The following is a 16,385-nucleotide window of genomic DNA, read 5'->3' as shown; positions in this document are numbered from 1 at the left end:
TAGTCATGGGCAAAGTCATCGGCATCGACTTAGGGACAACCAACAGTTGCGTTGCTGCACTCGAAGGAGGTCAGCCGATTATAGTCCCCAACTCGGAAGGGGGAAGAACAACTCCTAGTATTGTGGGATTCGGCAAGAGCCAGCGCCTAGTAGGACAACTAGCCAAACGTCAAGGCGTCACTAATGCCGAAAATACCGTCTATAGCATCAAACGCTTCATCGGTAGACGTTGGCAAGACACCGAAGCAGAAAGGGGACGAGTCGCCTATAATTGCCAACGCGGTCGCGATGATACCGTCAACATCAAAATTCGCGATCAAGAATTTACCCCCCAAGAAATCTCGGCCATGATCCTGCAAAAATTAAAAGCCGATGCCGAAGCCTATCTGGGAGAACCGATCAAAGAAGCCGTCATTACAGTCCCCGCCTATTTTACCGATGCCCAACGTCAAGCCACCAAAGACGCGGGGGCGATCGCAGGGCTAGAAATATTAAGAATTATTAACGAACCCACCGCCGCCGCCCTGGCCTACGGTTTAGATAAACAAAACGAAGATCAACATATCCTCGTGTTTGACCTAGGGGGGGGAACCTTCGACGTTTCCATCCTGCAACTGGGGAATGGAGTCTTTGAAGTGAAAGCCACGGCTGGCAATAACCATCTTGGCGGAGACGATTTTGATAACCTCTTAGTGCAGTGGCTGATCGAGAACTTCAAAAACCAAGAAAACATCGACCTAGCCACCGATCGCATGGCCAGCCAAAGACTGCGAGAAGCCGCCGAAAAAGCCAAAATCGAGCTTTCTAGCCTGATCACCACCTCAATCAATCTCCCCTTCATCACCGCCGACGAAACCGGTCCCAAACACCTAGAAATAGAACTAACTCGCGCTAAATTCGAAGAATTAACCAGAGAATTAGTAGAAAAAACCCTCCAACCCGTACAACAGTCCCTCAAAGACAGCCAACTACAGCCTAGCGATATCAATCGTGTGATTCTCGTTGGTGGTTCCACCAGAATGCCCGCCGTACAGCAATTAATCTCCCGTTTCTTTTCCACGGGCCAGATTGATCGCTCTGTCAACCCCGATGAAGCCGTTGCTTTAGGAGCAGCAATTCAAGCTGGAGTTTTAGGTGGAGAAGTAGAAGACGTCCTCCTCCTCGACGTCACCCCCCTTTCCCTAGGCATCGAAACCCTCGGCGAAGTTTTTACCAAAATCATCGATCGCAATACCACTATCCCCACCAGCAAATCTCAGACATTTTCCCCCGCTGCCGACGGTCAAACTTCGGTGGAAATTCATGTTCTGCAAGGGGAAAGGTCGATGGCCCAGGATAATAAAACCCTCGGTAAATTTCTCCTGACGGGAATTCCTCCCGCCCGTAGGGGTGTGCCACAAATCGAAGTAACCTTCGAGATCGATGTCAACGGCATCTTAAAAGTGTCCGCCAGCGACCAAGGCACCGGCAAAGAACAAAGCATTTTAATTAGCCATACTGGGGGACTGAAACCGAACGAAATTGAAAAAATGCGCCTAGAAGCCGAACAATACGCCGAATTTGATCGCAATCGTCTGCAAATGATCGATATTCGCAACCAATCCGATAGTCTTTTCTATAGCTACGAAGTCACCCTCAAGGAAAACAGTGAGTTTGTCGCCCCCGATATCCGGCAACTAGCCGACCAGAAGCGGCAACAGTTGGAAATCGCCCTGCGCGACCCCTCCATATCCCCGGAAAAGCTAAAAACCACCCTGGCAGAATTTCGTCAGATTGTCCTCGAAATCGGTACCCGTATCTACACAGGTAAACAAAAAGAAAACCCAACCCGCAACGATACCGGTCTTCAAGCGCTCAACGTCACCCAAGAACCAACTCAACCAACCCGCACCCAAGCCGCCGCCCCCCCAAATACCATCGCCGACAGGCCAACCCCCTCCTCTACTGGAACCAGAACCCATAGCAATCCAGAAACGAAATCCACCGAATCAGGCAGTTATGATAATACCTACAATGAGGCAGAAGCGATCAACAGTGACTACGAGGCCGTAGATTAAAAAAGGAAAAGCTATCAGCCTTTTCAGTGATCAGTAATCAGTAATCAGTGATCAGATGTGAGTTTTCAGCTTTTTTCTCCCCACACCCCACACCCCACACCCCATACCCCACTCCGGTGCTCCCCTCTCCCACCAAAAAAATAGTAGGGATAACCCAACTAAACTATTATGTATAGTTTGTTAAAGTAACAACTAGACTTAAACTTTATTTATAAATTGCGAGCAGAACCATAGCCCCCTATGCCCACTGATTATTACGAAATTCTAGGTGTCTCGCGGGATGCCGGCAAAGAAGACATCAAACGCGCCTATCGTCGTCTCGCCCGAAAATACCATCCCGATGTTAACAAAGAACCGGGAGCCGAGGAACGCTTCAAAGAAATTAACCGCGCCTACGAAATTCTCTCGGAACCAGAAACCCGCAATCGTTATGACCGCTTTGGTGAAGCTGGGGTTTCTGGTGGCCCTGCCGGTTTTGATCCCGACAATATGAGCGGTTTCGCCGATATCTTTGAGTCAATCTTTAGTGGTTTCGGTGGCATGGGCGGCCAAGCAGCCGCCCGCCGACGCACAGGCCCTATCCGGGGCGAGGATCTACGTCTCGATTTCAAACTAAAATTCCGCGAGGCGGTCTTTGGCGGCGAAAAGGAAATCCGCATCCGTCATCTGGAAACCTGTCAAACCTGTAAAGGCAGTGGGGCCAGACCAGGAACCAGTCCCCGCACTTGTACTACTTGTAATGGTACTGGTCAGGTGCGTCGCGCCACCCGTACTCCCTTCGGTACTTTTGCTCAGGTTTCGGCCTGTCCCACCTGTGATGGTGCTGGAGAAGTGATCGAGGAAAAATGCGACCTTTGCGGCGGTTCTGGACGTAAACAGGAAACCAAAAAACTGAAAATTACCATCCCCGCGGGGGTTGACAACGGCATGAAATTGCGCGTTGCCCGGGAAGGAGACGCAGGACTTAAAGGCGGGCCGCCGGGGGATTTATTCGTTTATCTAACCGTGGAAAACGATGCAGAATTTCAACGGGAAGGTAATGATATTAAATCGGATATCTCGATTAGTTATATCCAAGCGATTTTAGGATGTACCATCAAAGTTAATACTGTAGATGGCCAAGAGGACTTGACTATCCCTGCCGGTACTCAACCGAACACCGTACTGATTTTAGAAAACAAGGGGGTTCCCAAATTAGGTAATCCCGTTAGCCGCGGTGATCATCGTATTACCGTTAAAATCTCGATTCCTGCCCGTGTCACGGGAGAAGAACGGGAATTACTGGAAAAAATAGCGAAAGTTCGCGGGGAAACCGTGGGGAAAGGCGGAATCGAGGGATTTTTAGGTAATATCTTCCATAAATAGGGCAGGCTGAATAAATCTAAAAATCTTGTCGGTTAATGGAGGCAGGAGTCATACCATTTTTCTTTATTCTTGGCAGGTATCTTACCCCCCCCTTGCCCCCCGACATCGGGGGGGTGGGGGGTTAGGGATGAGGGCGATTAACCATCTCTGCCATTACTTATGAAAAATGGTCTCAGTATTCAGGAGTCAGGAGATAGGAGATTATTTTATTTATTCTCCCCACACCCTACACCCCACACCCCACACCCCACACCCTGTCCCTAGGAGAAACTTTTTCAGCAAACCCTAAATAATTATGACTTTAGACCTGCGCGGCACTCCCTGCCCAATTAATTTTGTCCGGACAAAATTGCAATTAGAGAAAATGACCGCCGGGGAACGGTTGGAAGTCTGGTTAGATGCCGGGGAACCGATCGAACAGGTTCCCACTAGCCTGACAGTGGAGGGTTATCAGATAGAATCGATCGAGGACCGAGATAGCTTTTTTGTTCTCCAAGTCTATCGCCCCGATTTCTAAATGGTAGATGCACAATTAACCGATTTATACGGCACAGTGGTGGCCGTACAGGCGAATTTCTATCAGGTACGCTTGGATTCTCCCGTTATGGGCGAGAATCTTCTCTGTACCCGTCGCGCTCGCTTGCAAAAAATCGGTCAATCGGTGATGGTTGGTGATCGGGTGCGCGTGGAGGAAGCCAATTTTGATGATCGGCAGGGTGCGATCGCAGAAGTCCTCCCCCGCAGTACCGAGATCGATCGGCCGGCCGTTGCCAATATCGAGCAGATTTTGCTAGTTTTTGCCCTTGCCGAACCTGTCCTCGATCCTTGGCTGATCAGTCGTTTTTTGGTGAAAGCCGAGTCCACAGGCTTGGAAATTGCGGTCTGTGTCAATAAAATCGATCTGGGGGAACCGGAACAAATAGAACTCTGGGGCGATCGCCTAGCTGGTTGGGGATATCGTCCCTTTTTTGTCAGTGTGGAGAAAAATCGGGGATTTGAGGCTTTATTGGCACAATTAAACCATAAAATTACTCTCTTGGCCGGTCCATCCGGGGTGGGAAAATCGAGTTTAATTAATTGCCTAATTCCTGAGATTAATCAACGGGTGGGGGATGTGTCGGGAAAACTGCAAAAAGGTCGTCACACTACCCGTCATGTGGAGTTATTTGCTTTACCAAATCGGGGTTTATTGGCCGATAGTCCGGGGTTTAACCAACCGGATATTAAGTGTTTACCGGAACAATTAACTTTTTATTTTCCAGAAGTGAGACAGCGTTTAGCTTTAGGAAATTGTCAATTTAATGATTGTACTCACCGTCGGGAACCTAACTGTGTGGTGAGGGGAGATTGGGAACGTTACCAACATTATTTAGAGTTTTTAGAAGAGGCGATCACACGAGAACAGTCATTACATAAAACTAGCACAAAAGAGTCAAGTTTAAAGTTAAAAATTAAAGAAGCAGGTCAAGAAACCTACGAACCCAAATTAGCTAATAAAAAATATCGTCGTCCTTCCCGTCGCGGCAAAAATCAAGATCAGGAACGCTACGAAAATAAAACTCTCCAAGATATTTATAATGATGATTCTGAATAGAATGGGTTACACTGCGTTCTCAAGATTAAAATTTAACAGCAATGATTGTATATATGGGTTTTTATTGGAATTAATTCAACTTATCTACGAACTAAACTTTTAAGAGTTCTAGAGTTAGCTATTTTCCATGTTCCCTCGTCATTTTCAAGATTATAGCGAACTAATAAGGTACTTAAACCACTATTTTTTTGATCAATTTTACCCTGATTGTTATAGAGTGTTCTTTCTTCAGTAACCACCACATCCACTGTAGCTTGATCGCCAGAGGATGTAAAATTATTAACTGAATCTATTCTCTGAACTCCATAGATATAATAAGCGCCATTATTAGCTAACCATTCGGAAGAACTTTCTTGACCATCAGAGCTTTTTATTTTGTCATTATAAGCTTTACCTGTAAGTAATTTTTCTCCTAAATAGGTTTGATAGGAGGGACCGAAAATATCTCTTTTTGCCTTTAACCAGCGCTCGATTAAATCCACCGCTTCTGAACGAGAAATAGAGTTAACTGTCTGTTGAGGAACAGGTGAATAGACAGCTTCAGGACTGGGTGAGGTATCGATGACACCTTGGGTAATTTTAACTTGATTAAAGTATTTAATTAGGTGCTTTTGTAACTCTTGAGCGCGATTTAAGTCACTAAAAGTTGCCACCTGAATATTACCATCATTAACAAAAGCATCGCGACAAAAGTTATTTTTAACTCTCTCTAAACTATCCTCATCAGTTACTACAACTTTATAGTAAGTATCGGTGATATTCTCATCTCCACAGACAGATTTAGGAAACTCATTATTAATGGTAATATCTGAGTCTTGATTCTCTGGGGAAGGTGACGGAGAAATTGACTCATCTCCAGAAGAATTTGAGAGATAATAACTTAAGACAAAACCACCTAAAATGCCAGTACCGATCATACTACCTATAATTATTGCTTTCACCCATTCAGGTAACGTGCGGGGATTAGAAACAGGTTTTGAAGTTACAGGATAAATTATTTGAGTAGGAGCGGGGGTAGCGGCAGGAATAACGATATTTGTTGCTACAATTGATGGAGGAGCTTGTAGCGCTTCTAACATCTCTTTTGCAGTTAAATAACGTTCGTTAGAGCGCAGTGAAATAGTTTTATCTAGCACAGCTGCTAAACTGATATTAGTATTTAAAGCGAACTGCCGCCAATAAATTTTTCCTGTCATCGGATCGCTCTCTAACATTTCAGGAGTTTTGCCAGTTAGTAGATAAATAGCCGTCAATCCTAAAGCGTAGAGATCACTACTATAAACCGGACGACCGATCGCTTGTTCTGATGGCATAAAACCGGGAGTACCGATAACAATAGAATTAAGAGAATGCCCCGAATTAGAAACCACCGTTCCCATAGTTTCTTTAACCGCACCAAAATCAATTAGGATCGGTAAATGATCATAAATTCGTAGAATAATATTATCGGGTTTTATATCTCGATGGATAATTTTTTGTCCGTGAACATAAATTAAAACCTGTAGAATACTAACTAAAATCTCTTTGACTTGATCATCGGTAAAAACTCCTTTACTCTGTATTCTTTGGCTGAGAGTTTCCCCCTCGATAAATTCCTCGACTAAATAAAATTGATTATTTTCCTCAAAATAAGCGTATAGTTTGGGAATTTGAGGACTATTTTCGCTCAATTTTTCCAGGATAGCGGCTTCTCGATCAAATCTTTCTTTGACAAGATTGTGAACCTGGGGATTATCATTAATCGGTTTTAGCTGTTTAACCAGACAGAGCCGTTTTGAGGGCATTTGGCTATCTTCTGCCAAAAAAGTCTCTCCGAAACCACCATCGGCAATTAATCGCAAGACTTTGTAACGATTTTGTAGAATTAAATCCGTCATGGGGAAACATCACTGTTTACTTAACAATCTCCACTGATCAGATTATCGCCGACCTCCCCTCCCATTCAGAACCGTGCTTGAGATGTTCACCTCAGACGGACTTAGTTTGACTGCTCTCTTGTTAAGGGTACAGCTTGACAATGATTGTCTGGGTCAACTTCAACTTGACAGACCAGTAGTTCCCACTATAGCTTAGTTTGAGGCTCAGGCAGCTTCCCGATTCTACCCTCGGATGCTATAGTCAGCAAAAAATTTTTAGAAACTTCTTGACAAAACCGGGGAGATAAATGCTAATATTAAAAAGGTCTGTCCAATGGGGATTAGCCAAGCGGTAAGGCAGCGGGTTTTGGTCCCGCCATTTCCTAGGTTCGAATCCTAGATCCCCAGTTTAAGATTTTTTATCCCCAATCCGCCAATGGTTGAGAATATCCTCGATCAAAGCTTCCTTTAGCCAAATACGACCGATAAGCGTCAGGGGAACCGCCAGAAATAGCCCTAAAAAGCCAAAAATCGAGGCAAAAAACAACTGGGCCAACAGGGTAAAAGCGGGTAAGAGCTTGAGGGACGGCACTGTTAAAATGGGCAGCGGTGGATGATGGTCGAAATATTGAATTAACAGATAAATACTGCTGTAGAGTAGTAAAACTGCCCAGGGTTGCCAGGGAGCCTCCAGAAGGGCGATAGAAAAGGGTAAAATCGTGCTTAAAACCGGCCCGAGGTTAGGGATAAAGGTGAGAAATCCCGCCAGGATAGATTGGGAAAAAGCGAGGGGAATGCCGATCAGGGATAGACCCAGGCAACTGCCCAAGGTCATAATCAACATATGACAGAAAATCCCTTTCAGCCAAGCTTTTAAATCTCGATCGCATTGTTCTAGGATCGATCGTACCCTAGGACGGTAGAAAGCGGGAAATAAACGCAGAAAACAACGGTGGTAAGCGGCAGGATCGGCGAGAATCATCAAGCTCAGGGCAACAATTAGCAGTAAGCTGAGGATAATACCGAAAGTGCCGTAGAAAATGCTTAAACCCCGGCCAGCAATTTGGTTAATCAGGGGTTGTAATTGAGCCAGCAGCGTTTTAAAGTCCGGGAAGACAGTGGCCAGACTAGGATCGAGATAATCCTCAAGACTATGGACTTGTCCCCAGAGTCTTTCTATAGCTTGGGGTAATAAACTAAATAATTGGCGAAATTGTTGGACTAAAGCGGGTATAATCCCCACAAAAATACCGATTATACCAATAAAGAAGCTAAAAAGGGTGATAATTAGGGCGTAGGAACGCTTGAGGTGATGACGCTGCCACCAAGTCACAGCCAAATTTAAAATCTGCGCCAGAAGAATCGCCATCAATAATAATAGGAGAATCTGTCGAATCTGCCAGAGAATCAACAGACAGAAGACTAACAGGACTAAACCGAGGCTGCTGCCAAAAGTCATGATAAGTAAGGAGAAAAATTCCTAATCAGTTATTGTCCGTCTCCAGAGGGCAAAAACCGTGAGCAGAAAAGGAGTAAAAACCAGAATTAAAGTGTTAAGAGGACTGGGAGTGATCGATAATAAAGGGGCAAGATATTTAATTGCCAGGGAAATTAAAGCCGATATCAAGATTATTTTGATAATAAAGCCGCTCATAGATCAGTTTTTAGGTGACACAAGCACTATCTTATCCCTGAATAGGGTAAATTTTGGTCAGAATGTGGCAATCATACCCCATGGATTTGATTAATACTATTGCTCAAGTTAAAAAAAGATATAAAACGGCAAAAATTGAGCTTGCTGGCAATAATAACATTTTTCAAGAATGTGGGCGAAGTTGCTAGATTTTCTGGGCGAGGTCAGTCCAGAGGGAAGGGGAAATTATGAAACAATGATGGTATGGCGGTTCGTTTGGCCACCTCCAGCCTCCAAATTAATCCTCAAACCCCTAGAGGCTCCTTTGGCGGGCGACCAAACCCGGCCATAAAGGGATACTACGGCCAACTAGAAAATATTAAATTTTTATAAAGTTTTTTCAATTTCCCTAGCAAAATGTAAGAATAGATACAGAATAAGAAATAAGATCTTGTCATTTGTTGTCCCTAAATAGAGACGACAAGAGAGATTAAAGTCACTTTAAAGCATTGCAGGGAGTCGGTGATATGACGTTAGTCTATCGAGGAGTTAAGTACGAAAGGGATTCTCTCCCCTTGGAGATGAATACTGGAGATATCGGGGGTAAATACCGAGGTCAAGACTGGAATCACCATTATCCTCGCCATATGCTCCAATTAGAGCCGAAACTGCATCGTCAGTATCGTGGAGTTGCCTACAGCACCCGTCCTCATTTTGCCGAGCAAGTCATCCCGAACACTTGTCCGTTGCCCGTTGTCAAACCCCCTGTTGTTGTCCAGGAGGAAACCCTTTCTAGTATCCATCTGAACAATATTCGTCGTCGTCTGGAACGTCGTTTACAAATCGCTCAAGAGAATGGTGACGAAACCCTCGTTAATCTCTTGAAAAAAGAATCCCAAGACTTAGCCTTAAACTGCTAGATTAGCGGTTTTTCCCCACTTTCCCCTCGGTTCTGCCGGGGGGAATATTTTTGGGCGCAAAAATGCCTAAATCTTCCCCCCGCTCACTCCCAGGGCCGGCACTTTTTGATTTTAAAAAAGCCTCAAGATATTATCCAACAAGATTTTTAGATTTTTTCAGCCAACCCTAGTTAGGAGTTTACAAGCTTTTAATTATATTAGGTCGAGGTCTATTCTAGTTCGGGTTCGGATCGGGGCGTTGTATCATTTCCACAACATTTTTGATACCTTGGATAAAAGTTTGAAAACTACGCGATTTATTTTCAGTTAGGGAAAGATGGGGGGCAATCTGTTTAGAGTGGGTTCCTGCATAATACTCTTTCACTAGCTTTTTTAATTCTTGTTTAGCCGAGTTAAGCTGGTCTGGTTCTCTGTATTTACTTTTATTTTGTTTTTGGCCGCGACTATTTAAATTATACGCCTTGGCCACCGCTGCTAAATCTCCCAGAAACCAAGATTATAATTCATGGCAAATAATCCGAATTAATACTTGAGCATCGCTGGCATTTTGACAAATTTCCCCTAGTTCCTTTTTGAGTTTTTGACAATCGTGGGAATCCTGATCATGGACAATAATAAATTTGGTATTGGGACTAGATTTATTGAAAGCTTTGAGTTTTATAGGAATAGATTTGGCTAGGTCTTGTTTACCTTGATGACCAATATATATATAGCTTATTTCTGGGGGAATAAGTTTAGGCAAAAGTTCTTCTAACACATTTTTTATAGATGACTCTTCTAGCAAAAATACGATATCATAGTTCCTTAGGGTTCTACTCCTTCAAACCAGCCTTGATTCCAAAGATAGCCGGGTAAATCGCCTTCCGCTACTAAGTTTTTGAGGATTTCGCTATCGTTAGCCCTATGGATTTGGGTGATACCTTGGGATTTAATTAGCCAAAAAATACTAGCTAGTGGAACCGCATTGATAAAATCGGGGGAGTGGCTAGAAACAAATACCTGACCCCCCCGATAGCTATAGTGGGCGAATTCTTCGGCTAGTTCTTTTAATAAAGTAGGATAAAGTTGGTTTTCTGGTTCTTCGACACAGAGTAGGGGATGAGGATTGGGATCGAATAGTAATATTAAATAAGCGAACATTTTCATAGTTCCGTCAGAAACATAGCGATCAATAAAAGGGTCTTTAAAGGCCTGATCTTGAAAACGTAAAATCAAGCGACCGTCTTCGGTTTCTTTGGCTTCCACAGAGGAAATACCCGGAACTCGTTGTTTCATTTTTTCGAGAATTTGCTGAAAAATTTCGGGATATTGTTGATAAATATATTGAGCGACTGTAGCTATATTGTCGCCAGTAGGGGATAAGTGTTCAGCATAAGATATTTCTTTACTTCCTCTAGCTTCGCTAATATGAAAGTCAGAAACGTGCCAATTTTCAATCAGAGAACGAAAGGCTGTAGCGGCTTTAAAACGTTGAAATTGTCCTAATCCTTTGATTGCTAGTATATCGTTAGATTCTAGCTGTTGTTCTTCTCGATCGAGTTCTTTATCCGGTTTACTAAAATCTTCTTCGTTGGTGATAGCATATCCTTGACCAAGTTGAAAATCTAAAAAATGAAAAGGTTTACCGTGTTCACCCCGTTTATAGCGAAGTATTTCGCGTTTGATAACGGGGCGATTATTGTTTTGTCCAATTATGATTTGATAAGTAACCAGACGTTCTGTATCTAAGATTTTCATGGGAAATTGCAGCTCGATTTCAATATCTTCCTGTTCTTGACCTCTAGTGATAATTTCTCTATAACCGCCGCGAATTTGTAAAGCTTGGCGAATGTTATTTTTGAGGGCATCTCGCAGAAACCCAAAAATATCAAATAGAGTAGATTTTCCCGTGCCGTTAGCTCCAATAATCACGCAAAAAGGGGGAATATCTCTTATGTGTATATTTTTAAACATACGATAGTTTTTTATTTTAATAGAAACAATTTTCATGATATAATCGAGCCGTTATAGTTTTTTTGATTATACGATTGATCCGGTGAAGATAATTGATCAATTAGTCAAAAAAGCCAGAGATTGGACTCTCTTGGAAATTGGGGTATAAATCAGCTAGAAACTAGAGAGGCAAGCTCAACCGCCTAGGGAAGGGACAAGAAACCAGACTCAACACAAGTTGCCCAAAATAGCGTAAATTGTCTATAAATTTGTTCAACGACTTAAATTAGTACAAATGTTTGACTGTATTATCATCGGTGCGGGACCAGCAGGAGCGACGGCGGGTTATCATCTAGCTAAAAAGGGGCGATCGATTCTGATCCTCGATAAAGCGAAATTACCCCGTTATAAACCCTGTGGTGGGGGGGTATCCCCGGCAATTAAGCAGTGGTTTGATTTTGATTTTACCCCCGTGATCGAGAATACCGTCACGCAAGTGGAGTTTACTTGGAAACAGGGGGATGCCGCCACCACTAAGTTAAATATGCTAGAACCGATGTGGATGGTACAAAGGGATCGTTTCGATGATTTTTTAGGTCAACAGGCGATCGCAGTCGGGGCAACCATCCAAGATAACAGCGAAGTTACCCAGATCAAATTCCTTCAAGATCACTGGCAAGTTACCACATCACAGGGAACATTTTCAGGTAAATATCTGATTGCTGCCGATGGTGTTAGGGGCAATACCAGTCGCTGGTTGGGATTACCGGCGAAAAACCAAGCGATCGGGGCTACCCTCGAAATTACTAACGAAGGGGCTACTATTCCCCCCCAAAAAGCTTTTTTTGACTTTGGTTCCCTAAAAAATGGTTATATCTGGGCTTTTCCCAAGTCTAATGGTTACACAATTAGCGGTGGTTGTTTTAAGGGCAGCATCAAATCCGAGGATCTGAAAAAACAACTGTTAAATTATGCCCGTCAAAAGGGCTGGAATTTAGAGGATTATCGCTATAGTGAGTATGCTTTAGCCCTTTGGAACGGAAATAAACCGCTACACGCCCAAAATGCCCTAATTACAGGAGAAGCGGCGGGGATTCTCGATCCTCTCATCGGTGAGGGTATCCGTCCGGCAATTTTGACGGGAGTTAAGGCAGCCGAGGCGATCGATCGAGCTTTAGCCGGGGATAATCAGGCTTTAGCGGGCTATAGTCGGATAATTCGGGAAGAATGGGGGGAAGATATGGCTTTAGCGGCCAAATTAGCCGGTTTATTCTATCAATTTACCCAAATCGCCTACAATATCGCCGTTAAACGCCCGATCGCCGGTCAACTGATGGGACGTATTCTCGTGGGAGATTTAAAATACCGGGATGTTACGGAACAAGCGATGCAACAATTGAAAAAGCTTTTACTGCCCGGATTCGGTTGGTGATAACACCTCGCGCACCAGGGTGGGGGTGACTCGATCGCTAATGGTGACTTGGCCGATTGCCGTTGGTAAAATAAATCTAACCTTGCCATCTTTAACTTTTTTATCGGCAGTGAGAGCATTTACCATCTCATCGGCATTTAAAGGCGGAATACGGGTTTCTAAGGCGGCTTTTTCGATTAAATCGGTTTGACGTTGATTTTCCCCGGCGGTCCACATTCCCAGTTTAACAGCGATCGCTCCTGCCGCCACCATCCCCATGGCCACCGCTTCCCCGTGGTTAATGCTAGTATATCCCGTTAGACTTTCAATGCCGTGGGCGATCGTGTGACCATAGTTTAAGATCGCCCGCAAACCCGCTTCTTTTTCGTCTGTGCATACCACATCTGCTTTAGCTTGGCAAGACTTTGTAATAATTGTTTGCAATAGATCGCCATCGATCTGAGAAAAACTGGCTAAATTGTCCGAGTCTTCTAACTGTTGAAATAACTCAGCATCCCAAATTACACCGTATTTAATCACTTCTGCCATTCCAGCCCGAAATTCTCGCACGGGTAGGGTTTTAAGCACCCTAGGATCAATCAGAACTAATTTCGGTTGATAAAACGCCCCGATCAGATTTTTGCCCTGGGGATGATTAACACCAGTTTTACCCCCGATGGAAGCGTCCACCATCGCTAACAGAGTGGTGGGAACCTGGACAAAATTAACGCCCCGTAACCATGTGGCTGCCGCAAATCCAGTCATATCACCGATTACACCACCACCGAGGGCAACCATAGTCGAGGAACGTTCCAGCCGGTGAGCGAGGGCGCTATCATAAACTTGGGCGATCGAATCGAGGGTTTTATAATTTTCGCCAGCGGGGATCAGATGAGTAGAAACAACAAAGCCCGCTTTTTCTAGGGAATTAACGGCTATCTGCCCGTAATAGTCAAAAATTTCGGGATTAGAAACCAATAAAACCTTTTTACCTAAGCTTAACTGGCTCATTTCTCCACCGAGATTAGCTAAACTGCCCTTCTCGATCAGAATATTATAGGAGCGATCGGGTAAATTAACGGGAATACAAATAGCCATAGGGTGTGGGGTGATGTTTCAGTAAACAGTGATCAGTGATCAGTAAACAGTGATCAGTAAACAGTAAAAAAGCAGCTCCGAGCTTGTCGCTTAATACTATTCACTGAAAACTTAAATCTTATGACTGATAACTGATAACTGATAACTGATAACTGAGTCGGTTATTGACGCAGCTTAGTCAACTCTAAGAGCAGACGACAGGATAAAAAACAGATAAAGCTCTCTCCCAGAAAGAGACTTAATTGCCAAGCGTCAGCGAGCAAGTCTGTGGATAATTGTAGGGGAACTAGGCCGCGGACTAGGGCAAAAGCTGCCACTGTACCATCTTTGAGATGGGGATTATCGTCGTTACGGACGACATAACGATAGGTGACACCGAAGAGAAATCCGCTAATTATCGCCCCGGATATCTTGACAAAAGCGCCAATTAGTGCGATCGATTCCCCTAACAATAGTCGATCAACAGTTAAAAATAGCAGATAGGGAACCAGGAAAGCCAGAGCCGAGATACTCCCCACCTGTATGGATTCGATTCTTTCCTTGAGCGTAATTTGCACGATCGCCTCTCTAAAACGGAGTCACTGATGAAGTATTATAAATTGAGTAGTTATCTCCTAAGTATTTCGTTTAACAAAGGCAATTATGGATATTTTGACACTTGGTTGGGTTAGCATTCTCGCCCTGTTCACTTGGTCGATCGCCATGGTGGTTTGGGGTCGTAACGGTTTCTAGGTAATCTATAGATACCATGGAAACATCCTTGATTCTCAACACTCTCTTTCTAGTCGCCTTAATTCTCCTCGTTATCGTTAGCGGTGGCATTCTCTACCTGACGACTACAGAATGGCGCGATCGCCGTCGTCAAGATGGCGATAAAAAATTAGGAAAATAATCCTGAACAGGTGTACTTAATTACGCCTGTTTTTCCTTTACTATAGATTTCCTGCAAAAATCAAAAATCTGACCTTAGGTGAGGAGACGGTCGATAGGATAATCCGAGACAGGAGGATAAAAAAGACAAGAAACAACTATGCTATCCACAAAACCTAAGATTATGTCAGATTTATCTGAGTTTTTAGATATTTTGACTAGATAGCGGTTCGAGAACTTACTTTTTCAGGAGGTCTTAAGTAGCTAGACGCAATTAATTAGACATATCTCACCACCTCTTGCCTTTTGCCTCTTGCCTTTTGCCTACTACTTATGATTAAAATACTGCACTTATCGGATATTCACATGGGGAGCGGTTTTTCCCATGGACGTTTAAATCCAAAAACGGGATTAAATACTCGTTTAGAGGATTTTATGGGCAGTTTAAGCCTCTGTATCGATCGGGCTATTGCCTCCCCTGTGGATCTAGTTCTTTTTGGGGGAGATGCCTTTCCCGATGCCACTCCTCCTCCTTTTGTTCACGAAGCTTTTGCCAGTCAATTCCGTCGTCTTGCCGATGCTAATATCCCGACGGTGTTATTAGTAGGTAATCACGATCAACATTCTCATGGTAATGGCGGTGTCAGTCTCTCCATCTATCGTACCCTAGCGGTGCCGGGGTTTATTGTTGGCGATCGCCTGACCACCCATCGCATCACCACTCGCAATGGCGATATCCAAGTAATTACTTTACCCTGGTTAACCCGCGCCACTCTCTTAACCCGTCCCGAAACCGAGGGTTTATCCTTGAGTGGGGTAAATGAATTATTAATTAACCGTTTGGAACCAGTTTTAGAAGGAGAAATTCGCCAATTAGATACAAGTGTACCAACAATTTTATTAGCCCATTTAATGGCCGATCGAGCTAGTTTAGGAGCAGAAAGATTTTTAGCGGTTGGTAAAGGTTTTACCGTGCCTTTATCGCTGCTAAATCGTCCACAATTCGAGTATGTCGCCCTCGGTCATGTTCACAAACATCAAAATCTTAATCCTAGCAATGATCCGCCTATTGTCTATCCGGGGAGCATTGATCGAGTGGATTTTAGCGAGGAAAAAGAAGATAAGGGCTATGTTTTAATAGAAGTGGCTAAAGGAGAGGTTAAATGGGAATTTTGTCCTTTACCCGTGCGTCCTTTCCGTTCGATCGAAGTGGATGTTTCCGAGGCAGAAAACCCCCAAAAGGAATTGTTGAAAGCTCTCAAAAAATACGATATTCAGGAAGCAGTTATCCGCTTAGTTTATAAAATTCGCAGTGAACAATTAGAACTAATCAACACCAATCAGCTTGACGAAGCGTTAAAAACTGCCCATAGTTATAGTATTCGGGCGGAGTTAATTAGTCAATTAACCCGTCCCCGTTTACCGGAATTAGGGGTGGGTAATCAATTAGATCCGATGGAGGCGTTAAAAGCTTATATCGATAATAAGAAAGATTTGCGCGATATTGTTGATGATATGTTAGAGGCAGCCCAGCTTTTATTAAATCAACAGCCAGAAATTTGGCTAGAGGAAGAAACCTCGATTTAGTTATCAGTTATCAGTTATCAGTTATCAGTTTACTGCTCACTGAAACATCTTCCCTATCCCTC

General features: G+C 43.8%; 15 protein-coding genes, 1 tRNA gene and 1 pseudogene. 10 read left to right on the top strand and 7 right to left on the bottom strand.

Annotation, left to right across the window (positions count from 1 at the left end):
• The first annotated feature begins 5 nt into the window (after positions 1-5).
• The 4 genes from dnaK (at position 6) to rsgA (ending at position 5,016) form a co-directional block, all read left to right on the top strand.
• Positions 6-2,057, top strand: coding sequence for a molecular chaperone DnaK (gene dnaK, locus RAM70_RS10190; protein ID WP_045358530.1), 2,052 nt, complete (start codon positions 6-8; stop codon positions 2,055-2,057).
• 240 nt (positions 2,058-2,297) lie between these two features.
• The gene (gene dnaJ / locus RAM70_RS10185; protein WP_045358510.1) at positions 2,298-3,422 is read left to right on the top strand and encodes a molecular chaperone DnaJ; all 1,125 of its coding nucleotides are present in this window, start codon (positions 2,298-2,300) and stop codon (positions 3,420-3,422) included.
• Between the two features lie 295 nt (positions 3,423-3,717).
• Complete coding sequence (locus RAM70_RS10180; protein ID WP_045358511.1) at positions 3,718-3,939, top strand: sulfurtransferase TusA family protein; 222 nt, start codon at positions 3,718-3,720, stop codon at positions 3,937-3,939.
• Positions 3,940-5,016 carry a small ribosomal subunit biogenesis GTPase RsgA gene (gene rsgA, locus RAM70_RS10175; RefSeq protein ID WP_045358512.1) on the top strand — a complete coding sequence of 359 codons (1,077 nt, stop codon included), beginning with the start codon at positions 3,940-3,942 and terminating at the stop codon, positions 5,014-5,016. It abuts the gene before it with no gap.
• 80 nt (positions 5,017-5,096) lie between these two features.
• On the opposite strand, the gene RAM70_RS10170 is transcribed toward rsgA, so the two are convergent.
• Positions 5,097-6,893, bottom strand: coding sequence for a protein kinase domain-containing protein (locus RAM70_RS10170; protein WP_190380468.1), 1,797 nt, complete (start codon positions 6,891-6,893; stop codon positions 5,097-5,099).
• Positions 6,894-7,207: 314 nt separating this feature from the next.
• Between RAM70_RS10170 and RAM70_RS10165 the strand changes: the two genes are divergently transcribed.
• Positions 7,208-7,280: transfer RNA gene (locus tag RAM70_RS10165), tRNA-Gln, on the top strand.
• Position 7,281: 1 nt separating this feature from the next.
• Here RAM70_RS10165 and RAM70_RS10160 read toward each other — a convergent pair.
• Both RAM70_RS10160 and RAM70_RS10155 read right to left on the bottom strand, forming a co-directional pair.
• Positions 7,282-8,331, bottom strand: a complete 1,050-nt coding sequence (locus RAM70_RS10160) for an AI-2E family transporter (RefSeq protein ID WP_045358513.1) — start codon at positions 8,329-8,331, stop codon at positions 7,282-7,284.
• 21 nt (positions 8,332-8,352) lie between these two features.
• On the bottom strand, positions 8,353-8,526 hold the full coding sequence (locus RAM70_RS10155) for a hypothetical protein (RefSeq protein WP_190380469.1): 174 nt from the start codon (positions 8,524-8,526) through the stop codon (positions 8,353-8,355).
• Between the two features lie 506 nt (positions 8,527-9,032).
• Here RAM70_RS10155 and RAM70_RS10150 point away from each other — a divergent pair.
• Entirely contained in the window at positions 9,033-9,425 is a 393-nt protein-coding gene (locus tag RAM70_RS10150) for a DUF4278 domain-containing protein (protein ID WP_045358514.1), read from the top strand.
• Between the two features lie 214 nt (positions 9,426-9,639).
• On the opposite strand, the pseudogene RAM70_RS10145 reads toward RAM70_RS10150, so the two are convergent.
• Together RAM70_RS10145 and RAM70_RS10140 are read right to left on the bottom strand one after the other, a co-directional pair.
• A pseudogene (locus RAM70_RS10145) lies at positions 9,640-10,218 on the bottom strand (DUF4276 family protein).
• 11 nt (positions 10,219-10,229) lie between these two features.
• On the bottom strand, positions 10,230-11,414 hold the full coding sequence (locus RAM70_RS10140; RefSeq protein ID WP_045358515.1) for an AAA family ATPase: 1,185 nt from the start codon (positions 11,412-11,414) through the stop codon (positions 10,230-10,232).
• A gap of 238 nt (positions 11,415-11,652) precedes the next feature.
• Here RAM70_RS10140 and RAM70_RS10135 point away from each other — a divergent pair, with 238 nt between their 5' ends.
• Positions 11,653-12,789, top strand: a complete 1,137-nt coding sequence (locus RAM70_RS10135; RefSeq protein WP_312673571.1) for a geranylgeranyl reductase family protein — start codon at positions 11,653-11,655, stop codon at positions 12,787-12,789.
• Here the strand turns inward: RAM70_RS10135 and aroB are convergent.
• Both aroB and RAM70_RS10125 read right to left on the bottom strand, forming a co-directional pair.
• A complete protein-coding gene (gene aroB, locus RAM70_RS10130) occupies positions 12,766-13,866 on the bottom strand; it encodes a 3-dehydroquinate synthase (RefSeq protein WP_312673569.1) in 1,101 nt (366 codons plus the stop codon). The two genes, RAM70_RS10135 and aroB, sit on opposite strands and share 24 nt — an antisense overlap.
• 161 nt (positions 13,867-14,027) lie before the next feature.
• A complete protein-coding gene (locus RAM70_RS10125; protein ID WP_045358518.1) occupies positions 14,028-14,423 on the bottom strand; it encodes a hypothetical protein in 396 nt (131 codons plus the stop codon).
• An 85-nt stretch (positions 14,424-14,508) separates the two neighbouring features.
• Here RAM70_RS10125 and petN point away from each other — a divergent pair, with 85 nt between their 5' ends.
• The 3 genes from petN (at position 14,509) to sbcD (ending at position 16,323) form a co-directional block, all read left to right on the top strand.
• A complete protein-coding gene (gene petN / locus RAM70_RS10120; RefSeq protein WP_012265708.1) occupies positions 14,509-14,598 on the top strand; it encodes a cytochrome b6-f complex subunit PetN in 90 nt (29 codons plus the stop codon).
• A gap of 16 nt (positions 14,599-14,614) precedes the next feature.
• Positions 14,615-14,758, top strand: coding sequence for a hypothetical protein (locus RAM70_RS10115; protein ID WP_002736416.1), 144 nt, complete (start codon positions 14,615-14,617; stop codon positions 14,756-14,758).
• A gap of 311 nt (positions 14,759-15,069) precedes the next feature.
• Positions 15,070-16,323: an exonuclease subunit SbcD gene (gene sbcD, locus RAM70_RS10110; RefSeq protein ID WP_312673566.1), complete on the top strand. Its 1,254-nt coding sequence runs from the start codon at positions 15,070-15,072 to the stop codon at positions 16,321-16,323.
• Positions 16,324-16,385 lie beyond the last annotated feature (62 nt).

The sequence above is a fragment of the Microcystis wesenbergii NRERC-220 genome (assembly GCF_032027425.1).
Lineage (GTDB): Bacteria > Cyanobacteriota > Cyanobacteriia > Cyanobacteriales > Microcystaceae > Microcystis > Microcystis wesenbergii_A.
This window is presented reverse-complemented; position numbering and strand designations above follow the sequence as displayed.

Bases quoted from the DNA above. Each gene is read 5' to 3' on its own strand.
- dnaK (WP_045358530.1), top strand. From the start codon at position 6: ATGGGCAAAGTCATCGGCATCGACTTAGGGACAACCAACAGTTGCGTT.
- dnaJ (WP_045358510.1), top strand. From the start codon at position 2,298: ATGCCCACTGATTATTACGAAATTCTAGGTGTCTCGCGGGATGCCGGC.
- RAM70_RS10180 (WP_045358511.1), top strand. From the start codon at position 3,718: ATGACTTTAGACCTGCGCGGCACTCCCTGCCCAATTAATTTTGTCCGG.
- rsgA (WP_045358512.1), top strand. From the start codon at position 3,940: ATGGTAGATGCACAATTAACCGATTTATACGGCACAGTGGTGGCCGTA.
- RAM70_RS10170 (WP_190380468.1), bottom strand. From the start codon at position 6,893: ATGACGGATTTAATTCTACAAAATCGTTACAAAGTCTTGCGATTAATT.
- RAM70_RS10160 (WP_045358513.1), bottom strand. From the start codon at position 8,331: ATGACTTTTGGCAGCAGCCTCGGTTTAGTCCTGTTAGTCTTCTGTCTG.
- RAM70_RS10155 (WP_190380469.1), bottom strand. From the start codon at position 8,526: ATGAGCGGCTTTATTATCAAAATAATCTTGATATCGGCTTTAATTTCC.
- RAM70_RS10150 (WP_045358514.1), top strand. From the start codon at position 9,033: ATGACGTTAGTCTATCGAGGAGTTAAGTACGAAAGGGATTCTCTCCCC.
- RAM70_RS10140 (WP_045358515.1), bottom strand. From the start codon at position 11,414: ATGAAAATTGTTTCTATTAAAATAAAAAACTATCGTATGTTTAAAAAT.
- RAM70_RS10135 (WP_312673571.1), top strand. From the start codon at position 11,653: ATGTTTGACTGTATTATCATCGGTGCGGGACCAGCAGGAGCGACGGCG.
- aroB (WP_312673569.1), bottom strand. From the start codon at position 13,866: ATGGCTATTTGTATTCCCGTTAATTTACCCGATCGCTCCTATAATATT.
- petN (WP_012265708.1), top strand. From the start codon at position 14,509: ATGGATATTTTGACACTTGGTTGGGTTAGCATTCTCGCCCTGTTCACT.
- RAM70_RS10115 (WP_002736416.1), top strand. From the start codon at position 14,615: ATGGAAACATCCTTGATTCTCAACACTCTCTTTCTAGTCGCCTTAATT.
- sbcD (WP_312673566.1), top strand. From the start codon at position 15,070: ATGATTAAAATACTGCACTTATCGGATATTCACATGGGGAGCGGTTTT.